12 protein-coding genes are annotated in these 12695 nt (G+C 65.9%); 6 read left to right on the top strand and 6 right to left on the bottom strand.

What is annotated here, in order from left to right:
• Positions 1-37 precede the first annotated feature (37 nt).
• The 3 genes from AQ619_RS01155 to AQ619_RS01165 all read left to right on the top strand — a co-directional run bounded on the left by AQ619_RS01155 (position 38) and on the right by AQ619_RS01165 (position 2863).
• Positions 38-634, top strand: coding sequence for an SCO family protein (locus AQ619_RS01155; protein WP_062143071.1), 597 nt, complete (start codon positions 38-40; stop codon positions 632-634).
• A gap of 111 nt (positions 635-745) precedes the next feature.
• Positions 746-2008, top strand: coding sequence for a polyhydroxyalkanoate depolymerase (locus tag AQ619_RS01160; RefSeq protein ID WP_062143073.1), 1263 nt, complete (start codon positions 746-748; stop codon positions 2006-2008).
• 132 nt (positions 2009-2140) lie between these two features.
• A complete protein-coding gene (locus tag AQ619_RS01165; RefSeq protein WP_062143076.1) occupies positions 2141-2863 on the top strand; it encodes a M48 family metallopeptidase in 723 nt (240 codons plus the stop codon).
• A 47-nt stretch (positions 2864-2910) separates the two neighbouring features.
• On the opposite strand, the gene AQ619_RS01170 is transcribed toward AQ619_RS01165, so the two are convergent.
• The 3 genes from AQ619_RS01170 to AQ619_RS01180 form a co-directional block, all read right to left on the bottom strand.
• A complete protein-coding gene (locus tag AQ619_RS01170; RefSeq protein WP_062143079.1) occupies positions 2911-3957 on the bottom strand; it encodes an aspartate-semialdehyde dehydrogenase in 1047 nt (348 codons plus the stop codon).
• Positions 3958-4594: 637 nt separating this feature from the next.
• The gene (locus AQ619_RS19250) at positions 4595-5347 is read right to left on the bottom strand and encodes a hypothetical protein (protein WP_207205010.1); all 753 of its coding nucleotides are present in this window, start codon (positions 5345-5347) and stop codon (positions 4595-4597) included.
• Positions 5348-5517: 170 nt separating this feature from the next.
• The gene (locus AQ619_RS01180; protein ID WP_062143082.1) at positions 5518-6195 is read right to left on the bottom strand and encodes a glutathione S-transferase family protein; all 678 of its coding nucleotides are present in this window, start codon (positions 6193-6195) and stop codon (positions 5518-5520) included.
• Positions 6196-6327: 132 nt separating this feature from the next.
• Here AQ619_RS01180 and AQ619_RS01185 point away from each other — a divergent pair, with 132 nt between their 5' ends.
• Both AQ619_RS01185 and AQ619_RS01190 read left to right on the top strand, forming a co-directional pair.
• Positions 6328-7368 carry a ribonucleotide-diphosphate reductase subunit beta gene (locus AQ619_RS01185; protein WP_062143085.1) on the top strand — a complete coding sequence of 347 codons (1041 nt, stop codon included), beginning with the start codon at positions 6328-6330 and terminating at the stop codon, positions 7366-7368.
• A 104-nt stretch (positions 7369-7472) separates the two neighbouring features.
• Complete coding sequence (locus AQ619_RS01190; RefSeq protein WP_062143088.1) at positions 7473-8345, top strand: 2-dehydropantoate 2-reductase; 873 nt, start codon at positions 7473-7475, stop codon at positions 8343-8345.
• Between the two features lie 116 nt (positions 8346-8461).
• Here AQ619_RS01190 and AQ619_RS01195 read toward each other — a convergent pair whose 3' ends face one another.
• The 3 genes from AQ619_RS01195 to AQ619_RS01205 all read right to left on the bottom strand — a co-directional run bounded on the left by AQ619_RS01195 (position 8462) and on the right by AQ619_RS01205 (position 10686).
• A complete protein-coding gene (locus tag AQ619_RS01195; protein ID WP_062143091.1) occupies positions 8462-8872 on the bottom strand; it encodes a DUF6491 family protein in 411 nt (136 codons plus the stop codon).
• 70 nt (positions 8873-8942) lie between these two features.
• The gene (locus AQ619_RS01200) at positions 8943-9410 is read right to left on the bottom strand and encodes a hypothetical protein (RefSeq protein ID WP_062143094.1); all 468 of its coding nucleotides are present in this window, start codon (positions 9408-9410) and stop codon (positions 8943-8945) included.
• Positions 9411-9417: 7 nt separating this feature from the next.
• Positions 9418-10686: a dicarboxylate/amino acid:cation symporter gene (locus AQ619_RS01205; RefSeq protein ID WP_062143096.1), complete on the bottom strand. Its 1269-nt coding sequence runs from the start codon at positions 10684-10686 to the stop codon at positions 9418-9420.
• A gap of 463 nt (positions 10687-11149) precedes the next feature.
• Here AQ619_RS01205 and AQ619_RS01210 point away from each other — a divergent pair, with 463 nt between their 5' ends.
• Positions 11150-12604 (top strand): AMP nucleosidase, encoded by a 1455-nt coding sequence (locus AQ619_RS01210; protein WP_062143099.1) that lies wholly within the window; start codon positions 11150-11152, stop codon positions 12602-12604.
• Positions 12605-12695: the final 91 nt, after the last annotated feature.

Consider the following 12695-nt stretch of genomic DNA (forward strand, 5'->3'; position numbering starts at 1 on the left):
ATTTTCGCGTCTGGCGAGAGCCAAAGGAAAGATGCCCATGCCTCGTCACCGTATTGTCCTGATCCTGGCCTGTGTTGTCGGGGCGATCTTCGCCACCGGCCTGGCCTTCCGGGCGGGCATGTTCAAGTCAGCCGAGGGACCTGCGGCGGTCGGCGGTCCGTTCGCGCTGGTGGACCAGAACGGGGCCCCGGCGACGGAAAAGGTGCTGAAAGGCCAGTGGAGCGCGGTGTTCTTCGGCTTCACCTATTGCCCGGATGTCTGCCCCGGCACGCTGCAGGGCCTGGCGGCGGCCACCGACCTGCTCGGCCCGAAGAAGGCCGAGAATCTGCAGATCGTCTTTATTTCGGTCGATCCGGGCCGCGACGACGTGAAGCAGATGAAAGCCTATCTGTCGGCCGACTATGTGCCCAAATCGACCCTGGGCCTGACGGGCACGCCCCAGCAGGTGGCGGCGGCCGCCCGGGCCTATCGGGTCTATTATGCCAAGGTCGGTGACGGCCCCGGCTATACGATCGACCATTCGACCGCGATCTATCTGATGGACCCCAAGGGCCGCTTCAGGACGGTGATCCCCTACAGCCTGCCACCGGAAGACATTGCCCGCCGGATCAATGACGCCATGCGCGAGGGCTGATCGGGGCCCGGTCGGCGCTCCGCGCGGGACAGCGGGGCGGCGGCCTGTTTCTTCGGTGGACTTTGTTAGGTTTCGGCGTGCTATGCTGCGGCGCAATATATCGGATGCGCCATGCTCTACGCCCTTCATGAAGCGGCCTATTATGCCTCGTCTCCCCTGCGCGAAGCGGCCCGCGTCGCGCGTGACTTCTGGGGCTCGCCGCTAAACCCCGTCTCCGCCACGGATCTTGGTCGCCGGATGCACGCCGGTGCCGACCTGTTCACCAACATCACCCGCCGCTACGGCAAGCCGGCCTGGAACATCAACACCGTCAAGGTCGGCCAGGTCGACGTGCGGGTGCGCCCCACCGTGGTCTGGGAAAGCCCCTGGGCCCGTGTCGTGCAGTTCGACCGCGACATGGCTGACATGCGCCGGGCCGGGAAGTTCAGCCTCGACCCCGCCGTGCTGATCGTCGCGCCCCTGTCGGGCCACTATGCCACCCTGCTGCGCGGCACGGTCGAGGCCTTCCTGCCCGACCATGCGGTGTTCATCGTCGACTGGACCAATGCCCGCGAAGTTTCGATGCTCGAGGGGCGTTTCGACTTCCACGACTATATCGATCACATCATCCAGATGCTGGCCGTGCTGGGTCCGCGTCCCAATGTCGTGGCCGTCTGCCAGCCCGGCCCGCCGGTCCTGGCCGCCGCCGCCCTGATGGCCGAGGACAATCACCCCTCACGCCCGGCCAGCATGACCTTCATGGGCTCGCCGATCGATGCGCGCCTGTCGCCGACCGTGACCAACAACCTGGCGGAGGAAAAGCCCTTCACCTGGTTCCAGTCGAACATGATCTACACCGTGCCGCCGCCCTATGTCGGGGCCGGCCGGCGCGTCTATCCGGGCTTCGTGCAACTGGCCAGCTTCATGAGCATGAATGCCCAGAAGCACCAGGACGCCCATCGCCGCTACTTCCAGGACCTGGTCAAGGGCGACGGCGACGGTGCCGACAAGCACCTTGAATTCTATGACGAGTACCTGTCGGTCCTCGACCTGACCGAGGAATTCTACCTCCAGACCATCGACATCGTCTTCCAGCAGCACCTGCTGCCCAAGGGCGAACTGATGCATCACGGACGGCGGGTGCGGCCCGACCTGATCACCGATATCGGCCTGATGACGGTCGAGGGCGAGAACGATGACATCTCGGGCATCGGCCAGACCCAGGCCGCCCATGGCCTGACCCCCAACCTGCCCGCCGAGATGAAGACCGACTATGTCCAGCCGGGCGTCGGCCACTATGGCGTCTTCAACGGTCGGCGGTTCCGCGAGGAGATCTATCCGCGGGTCCGCTCGTTCATCCGCAAGAGTGATCCCAACTTCGGCGACGAGATCTGAGGCTTTTCGACAGCGCTCAATTTTAAGCTCCGTCATTCCCGCCCTCGTGGCGGGAAAGACGGATGAATGGGGCAAGGGCGAGCATCACGCACTGACCTTGCATCCCTCCCACGCAACCGCGATGTAGGGCTCATGGCTTTGTTCACGGCGGCGCAGCGCTTTTCCGACGGAGACCGGCTGGACGTGGCCGGTTGCCCCGTGCGGCTGAAGGTCGACGGCCGGGCGCGGCGGGTGTCGCTGCGGGTCGATCGCACCAAATCCGAAGTGGTGGCCCTGGCCCCCAGCCCGCGACGTCTGAACGAGGCCGTGGCCTTCGCCCACGAAAAATCCGCATGGATCGCCGGTCAGCTGGCCGCCCTGCCGGGACGGACCCGGATCGCGCCGGGCGGGACCCTGCGACTCCACGGTGAGGCCTATCGTCTCGAGGTCGGACCCGGCCGGGCCCGCATCGACGGCGACCGTCTTGTCGCGCCCGATGACGCCAACTGGGGGCTGAAGATCCTGCGTCTGGCCAAGCGCGAGGCCCTCACGGTCCTGACCGAGCGCACGGCCCTCCATGCCGAGGCCCTCGGCCGGCCGATGCCGACCGTGGCCGTGGCCGATCCGAAGGCGCGCTGGGGCTCCTGCCGCCCGGCCCGGCCCGGAACGCCGGCGGCCATCCGCTACAGCTGGCGGCTGATCCTGGCCCCGGCGGCGGTGGCCGACTATGTCGTGGCCCATGAATGCGCTCACCTGATCGAGGCCAATCACGGTCCGAAATTCTGGGCCCTGTGCGAGCGGCTGGTCGGGGATCCCGCGCCGCACCGCGCCTGGCTGCGGGCCCATGCCGCCACGCTGCACGCCCTCTCGGCCTGACGTCATCCCGGCCCGGCGCGGCCGGCCGGGATGACGGGTCCGGGTTCCTACTGATCCAGCATGACCTCGGCGATCTGCACCGCGTTCAGGGCCGCCCCCTTGCGCAGGTTGTCGCCGCTGACGAACAGGGCGAGGCCGTGGGCCACGGTCGGATCGGGGCGGATGCGACCGACAAAGACCGGGTCCTGGCCCGTGGCGGCCAGCGGGTTGGGCACATCGTCCAGCACCACCCCCGGGGCGGTGGCCAGCAGGGCCGTGGCCTGCTCGACCGACAGCGGCCGCTCGAACTCGGCATTGATCGACAGCGAGTGGCCGGTGAAGACCGGCACCCGCACGCAGGTGGCCGAGACCGGCAGGCCCGGGATCTCGAGGATCTTGCGGGTCTCGTCGCGCAGCTTCAGCTCTTCCTCGGTATAACCGTCCTCGGCCAGCACATAGTTCAGCGGCACGACATTGAAGGCCAGGGGCACGACCCACTTCTCGGGGGCGGGCAGGGGCGCGGCCTCGGGGCTCAGGGCCAGGCCCGCAAGATCGCCGCGCGACCCGGCGGCCAGTTGCCTGGCCAGGACCTCGATGCCGGCCACGCCGCCGCCCGAGGCGGCCTGATAGGTGCTGACTGTCAGGCGCTTGAGGCCGGCGGCGTCATGCAGCGGGCGCAGGGCCGGCATGGCGGCCATGGTGGTGCAGTTGGGATTGGCGACAATGCCCTTCGGGATATGATTCAGGGCGTGCGGATTGACCTCCGACACCACCAGCGGCACCTCGGGATCGCTGCGCCAGGCCGAGGAATTGTCGATCACGATCGCCCCGGCTGCGGCGGCCTTGGGGGCCAGCTGACGCGAGGTGTCGCCGCCCGCCGAGAAGAACACCAGGTCCAGACCCGTGAAGTCGGCCGTTTCGGCGTTCTCGACGGTGATCTCGCCGCCCTGGAACGCGATCCTGGTCCCGGCCGAACGGGGCGAGGCGAACAGGCGCAGGGAGGCCAGCGGGAAGTTCCGCTCGGCCAGCAGCTCGCGCATCATGCCGCCGACCAGACCGGTGGCACCGACGACGCCGACATGCGGCGGATTGGAACGGGAAAACTTGAAGCTCACGGGGGTACGTCTCCTGGAAAGTGCGGAGGCGCGGGGAGCTTGAGGTCTCTTGGAAAGTGAGAGCCGCCCCGCGCATCGGCGGGGCTGAATTCGGGATGCCGGCTAGACCGCGCACAGACCCGAAGACGCCCCACCGAAGCGGGTCGTTTTTGGGGTCATAATAGTGGTCGCGGCGATAACCATCGGCGGGGTTTCTAGCGGCGAAGGTTGGTGGCGTAAAGTGTGGGTGTGCGGCGGCGCCCTTCACTCCGCTCTCCCCGGCGAAAGCCGGGGCCCAGATCGAACCCGCTGACCTCGAAGCGCTTGCAGGGCGACAGGGCGAGAACACCCCCAGCCGCCCCGGATGAATCTGGGCCCCGGCTTTCGCCGGGGAGAGCGGGGGATTTGAGTTTGCTTGCTGACGTCCTTCTCTCCAGAGAAGGAGCCCTCCCTAAATCTCACGGCGAGACGATCGCAGGGCTGTTCGGGTTGCTCAAGGACGGCGCGTAGCGCCGCCGCGTGGCGGCCGCCCGGAGGGCGGTCCTTGACCAACCCGAACAGCCCTGCACGCTGCAGCCTCCAAGAGATTTAAGGATCGCACCCGACCCTTGGTCGGTGTGGCGAAAGATCAGAACGTTGATTGAGTGGCGTTAGGCTATCAGCCGGCATCCAGCACCTTAACGAACTTTGCTGTGAGCTTGTCTTGATGGAGTCGACCATCCGACCAGCTCAGCATGATGCGGTTCGTCACGGAGGGATACTGAATCAAGATTTCACTAGGCCTGAATTTGGCCCCTACCAAATCTGGGCTTTTCGCGAGGTCTGGAGGCTCAAGAAGTAACAGGAACTGTAAACCTAGAATGTTGACGCCAATCCCGCTGATCTCTCGGCTTTCGTTGGTCAGCGGATAAAGCTGGAATCGCAGATGGTTCTCGAAAGTGTGGCCCGTCTGCATCAGGCAGTACAGGCCGGTCCCCTTCGGCCAGGCAGTAATGTCGTCGAGCATATTTAGTACATCGACATCGCTGGCGAAGGCACCCGACAGCCGCAGTCCATCATGGGCAAGGTTTTTCGATGAAGCCATAGCTTTCGCTGTCTTTAGCAGCCATCGTTCAATGTCGTGGCCCGACATGAGCCAAATATTGTTCTGAGCTTCTCGTTCAAGACCGATCTTAATGTTTGTAAAGAAGCGCTGCGCTGTTTCGTCAAGCGGCGAGAGTGCGCTGTTGTGAACTCGGCACAAGCAATTGGCTGTCAGGTTGCTCGGCGCTAGAAGGCGTTCTTCGTCAGGCCCAAGCCACGGCAGACCTGACACGGAGAACCCTCCGCTGGATGTGAGGACGCGGATCACGCCTTCCGAGATCAGATGCTCACCCGAAATCACACCACCGCAGTTACCCAGCGCGTTCATGTAGCAGCGATTCAACGCTAGGCCTGCCGGAAGCGCACTTAGGCCAAGCGATGCAGGTAGTTTGTGCCACCTGCCGTCGATGTAGCAGCAATCACGAGAGGGCCGTCTGCTGCCGCATATGCATGGGCCTTTGAGTCGCCTGCTAGCCTCGCCCATCTTGATTTTGCCCCCTAACCCGCCTGCTGCCCCAACCGCTCCCACCCGTCAAAAAACGGAAACCGCTCCGCCCAGAACGCCGCGAGCCTCGGATCGGCGTCCACGCGCTGGACCACCTCCGCCATCCTCGGTGCCGCTTCGTAGAACCGCACGCGCCGAGGCCCCCAGCGGCTGACGACGGCGACATAGAGGTCCAGCACGGTCATCTGGTCGCCCAGCAGGTAGCGGCCCGGCTCAAGCTGGCGCTCCATCATCGCCCAGCAGTCGAGGATGCGCTCGGCGGTGGCGGCCTTGACCCGGGCCTGCATCTCGGGGTCGTCGCCGACCAGGCGCGAGGGATCATCGCGCACCCAGAACAGGCTGTAGATCGAGGCCGGGATGAAGGTCATCCAGCGCAGGAACTGCGCGCGCTCCGGCGCGTCGAGGGCCGGGGACAGGCCCGCCTCCGGGTGGCGGTCGGCTAGCCAGATCAGGATGGCGGCGCTCTCTGTGATCGTCTCGCCGGCCGGGGTGAGCAGGGCCGGGATCTGTTTCAGCGGATTGATCACGGCCACCTTGGCCTGCTCGGCCTCGCCTTCCCAGGTCGGTGCCTCTATGACCGCATAGGGCTGCCCCAGCAGGGTCAAAGTAGCTTCGACCGGCACGGAACCCGAGCCAAGCGCGCCGTAGATGGTGTATGCTGCGTTAACCATCGATTAGTAATCTACCCACAACATGTTGTGTGCTGCGACCAACTGACCACTAGATGAACCGGTTGGCTGCGGTACGAAGAGAGCCTAACTCGTCCGTCCGATTCGTGTCCGCCCGCTCTGGAGCCGCTGCCGATGTCCGCCAAGCTTATCACCCTTCCTGGCCTCCTGACGCCCTCGGCAGCCTACAAGCCCTTCCGTTATCCGTGGGCTCACGAGTTCTGGAAGAAGCAGCAGCAGGTCCACTGGATGCCCGAAGAGGTGCCGCTGGGCGAGGACCTCAAGGACTGGGCCGTCAAGCTCAATGACAAGGAACGGAACCTGCTGACGCAGATCTTCCGCTTCTTCACCCAGGCCGATATCGAGGTCGCCGACAACTATATGGAACGCTACGGCCGGGTCTTCAAACCCACCGAAGTGAAGATGATGCTGTCGTCGTTCGCCAATATGGAGACCATCCATATTGCGGCCTACGCCCTGCTGCTCGAGACCATCGGCATGCCGGAAAGCGAGTTCGGGGCCTTCCTCGAATATGAGGCCATGCGCGACAAGCACGACTTCATGCAGAAGTTCGGCGTCGAGACCAATGCCGACATCGCCCGCACCCTGGCCATGTTCGGCGGCTTCACCGAGGGCCTGCAGCTGTTCGCCAGCTTTGCGATGCTGATGAACTTCCCGCGCTTCAACAAGATGAAGGGCATGGGCCAGATCGTCTCGTGGTCGATCCGCGACGAGAGCCTGCACTGCGAAGGCATCATCAAGCTCTACCACGCCTTCAACGCCGAGACCGGCGCGGTGACCAAGGCCGTGGCCGACGACATCGTCGATTGCTGCAAGACCGTGGTGGCTCTGGAGGACAAGTTCATCGACCTGGCCTTCGAGGCCGGCGAGGTCCAGGGCATGACCCCGGAAGACATCAAGCAATATATCCGCTTCATCGCCGACTGGCGCCTGCGCCAGCTGCAGCTGCCGGAAGTCTACGGCATCAAGGAAAACCCGCTGCCCTGGCTGCAGAGCCTGCTCAGCGGTGTCGAGCACGCCAACTTCTTCGAAGCCCGCGCCACCGAATATTCCAAGGCCGCGACCCGTGGCCAGTGGCACGGCGGCGAGGGCGTCTGGTCCAGCTTCGACCAGCTGATGGCCAAGCGCGCGGAGCATTCGCTCCCGGCGGAATGATCTGATGAGCCTTCTCCCCCTGCGGGAGAAGAGCCTGCCCCGGCGAAGGTCGGGGCGACCCTCTCCCGCAACGGGAGAGGGCTTTGTTTTGACGGGAGGTCTCCATGACCAGCCTTGCCCTGATCGGCCCCGGTGCGGTCGGCGGTACGGTGGCCGCCTGGCTGGCCCAGAACCCGGCCCTGTCAGTGACGATCTGCGCGCGGACGCCGTTCGAGGGGCTGGAGATCGAGACGCCCGGCGGCCTGATTTCGGCCAGTCCCGTCGTGCTGACCGATCCTGCCCAGGCCCGCCCGGTCGACTGGGTGCTCATCGCCACCAAGACCTATGACACCGCCTCGGCCGAGGCCTGGCTGGACGCCCTGGTCGGTCCGGAGACCCGGCTGATGGTGCTGCGCAACGGGGTCGAGCATGTCGCGCCGTTCCTGGCGCGCCTGCCGGCGGCCCGCATCGTCCCGGCGGTGGTTGATATTCCCGCCGAGCGCCGCGCCCCGGGCCGGATCCTGCAGCGCCGCGATGGTTCGATCCTGACGCCCGATGACGCGGCCGGCCGGGACGCCGCCGCCCTCTTTGCCCACACCCCCATTGCCGTCTCGACCACGCCGGATTTCACCACGGCGGCCTGGACCAAGCTGGCCCTCAACTGCGCGGGGGCGGTCAATGCCCTGATCCTCAAGCCCTCGGGCGTGGCCCATGACGAGGGGGTGGCCGAGGTCATGCGCACCCTGGTGGCCGAGTGCGTGGCCGTGGGCCGGGCCGAAGGCGCTGACCTGGGCGATGACCTGGCGGATGCGGTGGTGGCCGGCAATCGCGCCGCGGCCCCGGACGGGATCAATTCCCTGCACGCCGACCGCCTAGCCGGCCGGCCTATGGAGCTGGACGCCCGTAACGGGGTGATCGTCCGGCGCGGGGCCGCCCACGGCATTCCCACCCCGGCCAATGCCATGGTTGTGGCCCTGATCCGGGCGGCGGCGGCCTAGAGCGTTTTCCGATAGGTGTGAAACGGTTATCGGATCGAAAAACGCTCCAACTTTTGATCTAGAGCCTTCGTCCTTCGACACGCTCAGAACGAGGTATTTGCGTCCGGAGGTCGGGCCTAGGGCCTGTCCTTCTTGGGGATCGCGGCGATTTCCTCGGGCGTCAGCTTGGTGATGGTCTTGGCGCGAATCGGCATTTCGATGCCGAAGCCGTCCGAGACGCGCAGGTCCAGGTCGATCGGCGTGCAGATCCGGTCGCTGCCGCGCACCACGCTGACCAGATGGGTGCCCGGCGAGCGCAGCTGGTTGGAGCCGTGGGCCAGGTCGAGACGATAGACGTCCCTGTTGCGGATCTTCATGTAGAGCACGTCGCGGCTGGGCGAGCTCCAGCCATGCCAGTCCGACAGCGAGAAGCAGGGCGGGCGGGGCTTGGCGGCGGCGGCCTGGGCCTGGGCTGCGCCGGCGACGGCAGAGACGAGGGCGAAGCCGACCACGGCCGCGGTCCGCGCAAGGAAGGTGAGCTTGGTCATCGGTCCTGTCCTTATGGCCCCCTGGCGTCAGATTGGTCCGGCGCGCGCTCAAGTCAATGGCGCGCCGGCCTCAGGGCTTGGCGCGGCGACGCTGGTGACGGCCGGGAAGGTGGGTCTCGCCGATGGCGGCCTGAGCCGCCGCGTCCAGCTGTTGCAGGCTGGAGACCGGCAGGCTGATGGAAAACCCAGGTGACAACAGGATCCGGGCGTCCAGATCGCCGACCTGGCAGATCTGGGCCGGTTCATGGCTGACCAGGGCCAGATGGGCGGCCGGCGAGCGGATATGCCGGACCGGATGGCTCAGATCGATGCGGTAATAGTCGGTCAGGCGCACGCGCAGCAGAAGGGTCTGATCGCCGAGGGCGGACCAGTCGCGGACCTCGCGGCTGTCGAAACAGGCGCGTTCGGCGGCCTGGCCCGGTCCGGCCTGCAGGGCGAGGGCGGCGATCCCGAGCAGTCCGGCGATCAGGCGGCGCGACAGGGGCAGAGCTCCGGCGGGAGGGGGTTCCGCAAGGGGTGAACCTCTCCCGCCGTCCATGAAGGCATCAGGCCTTGGCGGCCTTCGCGACCTTGGCCTCGTCTTCGGGCATGTCGTCCAGCTCGCCCTCCCACTTGGCGACCACGGCGGCGGCGACGCTGTTGCCGACGACATTGGTGGCCGAGCGGCCCATGTCGAGCAGGTGGTCAACGCCGAGGACGAGGGCGATCCAGGCTTCCGGCAGGCCGAAATAGGTCAGGGTGGCCATGATCACGACCAGCGAGGCGCGCGGCACGCCGGCAATCCCCTTGGAGGTCACCATCAGCAGCAGCAGCATGAAGATCTGCTGCTCGACGGTCAGATGCACGCCATGGGCCTGCATGATGAACATGGTGGCAAAGGTGCAATAGAGCATCGAGCCGTCGAGATTGAACGAATAGCCCAGGGGCAGGACGAACGAGACGATCCGGCGGCGCACGCCCACCTTGGGCAGGCTGTCGAGAATGCGCGGATAGGCGGCTTCCGACGAGGCCGTCGAGAAGGCCAGCAGGACCGGGTCGCGGATCACGCCGAACAACGGGAAGACCCGCTTGCCCAGCACCACGGCCGCGGCGATGAACAGCAGGGCCCAGAGCACGCCCATGGTGGCATAGAAGCCGAGGACAAACTTGCCGTAGGTGGCCAGCATGCCTAGGCCCTGGGTGGCGATGGTCGAGGCCAGGGCCGCGAAGATGGCCAGGGGGGCCAGCTTCATGACGAAGCCCGTGACCTTCAGCATGATCTGGGCGGCCTGTTCGACCAGTTCCAGAACCTGCGGGGCCTTGTCGTCCAGGGCCGCCACGGCAGTACCCACGAACAGCGAGAAGACCACGATCTGCAGGATCTCGTTCTTGGCCATGGCGTCGAAGATCGAGGTCGGCACCAGGTGGGTGATGAAGCCCTTCAGGGTGAAGGCGTCGGTGCTGGCGGCGGTTTTGGTGCCGGCCACGTCCATATGCGCCATGTTCAGGCCCGCGCCGGGATCCAGCAGGTGAACCATCAGCAGGCCGAGAAGCAGCGACACAGCCGAGGCGCCGATGAACCAGGTCATGGTCTTGGCACCGATCCGGCCCACGGCGGCGGCGTCTTCCATATGGGCGACGCCGGCCACCAGGGTCGTGAAGACCAGGGGCGCAATGATCATCTTGATCAGGCGCAGGAAGATGTCGGTGATCATCGACAGGTTGTCGGCCGCGGCCTTGGCACCGGCCGGATCGAGGTACTGGTTGCAGACCCAGCCCACGGAGACCCCGAGGATCATCGATGCGATGATCAGAAAGGCAAAACGCTTGTTCATGACACTCCCCTGGGCCGCCCCCGGCATTAGCAGTCTTCCTGGCCCTGACCGATCCGACGAAGCACGGGCATGAACCCGCCATGGCCGGCCCTGATCTTGAGCCTGTCTGCCCTTGTGGCCGACAGGCGCGGGTTCGTCCATGCCCTTCGCACGGGAAGTGGCGACCGAACGGCCTAAGGCTGAGCAGCGGTGGGATGTCGCCCGGTGGCGATGCAGGCGGCGGCCAAAGCCGCCTGGCGTTGCGCCCTGGCCAGGCACCCTGCTCCGCGATCCGGACCTCGGGCCGTCCAGGGTGGGGCGGAGATAGCGGGGTTCTGCTGAGGGGCGTCACCCCGGTCAGCCTGACAGAAAGGGGGCTGGGCCCAGCCCCGCCTCAGACACGGCGCTGCGGCTCAAGTAATAGAATTATTATTTAGCGGGGGCGGCGTCTCGCCAAGGTCACAAAACATCGCTATAAGGCGCCATGTCGAACCAAGAAAAAGCCATCGCTGTCGTCGAACAGCTGAATCAAGAATACGAGCGCGCCGTGGGCGCCCTCCGCACCGCCCTCAAGGCCTATCTCGAAACCGGCGCGCGGCCTGATCCCGCCCAGCGTTTCGACGGGACCTTCGCCTATCCCGAACTGCGGCTGATCTATGATCCCGAGGCCCTGCCACCCAAGCTGGCCCGCTCCTATGCGCGCGTCAGCCGTCCAGGCGTCTATGCGACCACGGTGACCAAGCCGGCCCAGTTCAAAGACTATCTGGTCGAGCAGCTGACCCTGCTGATGAACGACTTCGACGTCGAGATCGAGGTCGACCGGTCGGGCCAGGAAATCCCCTATCCCTATGTCCTGGATGCCAGCATCGACCTCAACCAGGCCGATGTTCGGTCAGAGGATATTGCCCGCTTCTTCCCGACCACGGACCTGGCCTTCATCGGCGACGAGATCGCTGACGGCGTCTGGGACGCGGCCCTGGAAGAGACCCGGCCCCTGGCCCTGTTCGATGGCCTGCGCACCGATTTCTCCCTGGCCCGTCTGCGGCACTATACCGGGGCCCCGGCCGAGGACGTGCAGCAGTTCATCCTGTTCACCAACTATCACCGCTATGTCGATGAATTCGTCCGCTGGGGCATCGAACAGCTGGGCCAGCCGGGCACGCCCTATACCGGCCTGTCCTGTTCGGGCGGCCTGACCATCACGGCCAATACGGTCAATCCGGAACTGGCGGTGGCCGAGTCGACCTGGCGCAAGCACCAGATGCCGGCCTACCACCTGATGGCTCCGGGCGGCACGGGGATCACCCTGGTCAATATCGGCGTCGGCCCGTCCAACGCCAAGACCATCTGCGACCACCTGGCGGTGCTGCGTCCGCAAGCCTGGCTGATGATCGGCCACTGCGGCGGCCTGCGCGACACCCAGACCATCGGCGACTATGTGCTGGCCCACGCCTATCTGCGCGACGACCATGTGCTGGACGCCGTCCTGCCGCCGGAAATCCCGGTGCCGTCGATCGCCGAGGTGCAGCGCGCCCTCTATGACGCCTCCAAGGCCATCAGCGGCGACAGCGGCGACCAGCTGAAGAAGCGCCTGCGCACCGGCACCGTGGTCACCACCGACGACCGCAACTGGGAGCTCCGCCACAGCCTGTCGGCCCTGCGCTTCAACCAGAGCCGCGCGGTCGCCATCGACATGGAGAGCGCCACCATCGCCGCCCAGGGCTATCGCTTCCGGGTGCCTTACGGGACGCTGCTCTGCGTGTCCGACAAGCCGCTGCACGGCGAGATCAAGCTGCCGGGCCAGGCCAATGCCTTCTATGAGCGGGCGATCAGCCAGCACCTGCAGATCGGCATCCTGACCTGCAAGCTGCTGCTCGAGGAAGGCGCCAACCTGCATTCCCGCAAGCTGCGGGCCTTCGACGAGCCGCCGTTCAGGTAGGGGAATCCGGGGGCCATCACTTGCCCCCACCTGACCTGCTTCGCAGGTCGTCCGCCCCCGGAGGGGGCAAATGAAATCGTCTTCCCCCTCC

The organism is Caulobacter henricii (assembly GCF_001414055.1).
GTDB lineage: Bacteria > Pseudomonadota > Alphaproteobacteria > Caulobacterales > Caulobacteraceae > Caulobacter > Caulobacter henricii.

What these genes read in the sequence shown, in the direction of transcription:
- AQ619_RS01155 (WP_062143071.1), top strand. Translation starts at nt 38, where the DNA reads ATGCCTCGTCACCGTATTGTCCTGATCCTGGCCTGTGTTGTCGGGGCG.
- AQ619_RS01160 (WP_062143073.1), top strand. Translation starts at nt 746, where the DNA reads ATGCTCTACGCCCTTCATGAAGCGGCCTATTATGCCTCGTCTCCCCTG.
- AQ619_RS01165 (WP_062143076.1), top strand. Translation starts at nt 2,141, where the DNA reads ATGGCTTTGTTCACGGCGGCGCAGCGCTTTTCCGACGGAGACCGGCTG.
- AQ619_RS19250 (WP_207205010.1), bottom strand. Translation starts at nt 5,347, where the DNA reads ATGAACGCGCTGGGTAACTGCGGTGGTGTGATTTCGGGTGAGCATCTG.
- AQ619_RS01180 (WP_062143082.1), bottom strand. Translation starts at nt 6,195, where the DNA reads ATGGTTAACGCAGCATACACCATCTACGGCGCGCTTGGCTCGGGTTCC.
- AQ619_RS01185 (WP_062143085.1), top strand. Translation starts at nt 6,328, where the DNA reads ATGTCCGCCAAGCTTATCACCCTTCCTGGCCTCCTGACGCCCTCGGCA.
- AQ619_RS01190 (WP_062143088.1), top strand. Translation starts at nt 7,473, where the DNA reads ATGACCAGCCTTGCCCTGATCGGCCCCGGTGCGGTCGGCGGTACGGTG.
- AQ619_RS01195 (WP_062143091.1), bottom strand. Translation starts at nt 8,872, where the DNA reads ATGACCAAGCTCACCTTCCTTGCGCGGACCGCGGCCGTGGTCGGCTTC.
- AQ619_RS01200 (WP_062143094.1), bottom strand. Translation starts at nt 9,410, where the DNA reads ATGGACGGCGGGAGAGGTTCACCCCTTGCGGAACCCCCTCCCGCCGGA.
- AQ619_RS01205 (WP_062143096.1), bottom strand. Translation starts at nt 10,686, where the DNA reads ATGAACAAGCGTTTTGCCTTTCTGATCATCGCATCGATGATCCTCGGG.
- AQ619_RS01210 (WP_062143099.1), top strand. Translation starts at nt 11,150, where the DNA reads ATGTCGAACCAAGAAAAAGCCATCGCTGTCGTCGAACAGCTGAATCAA.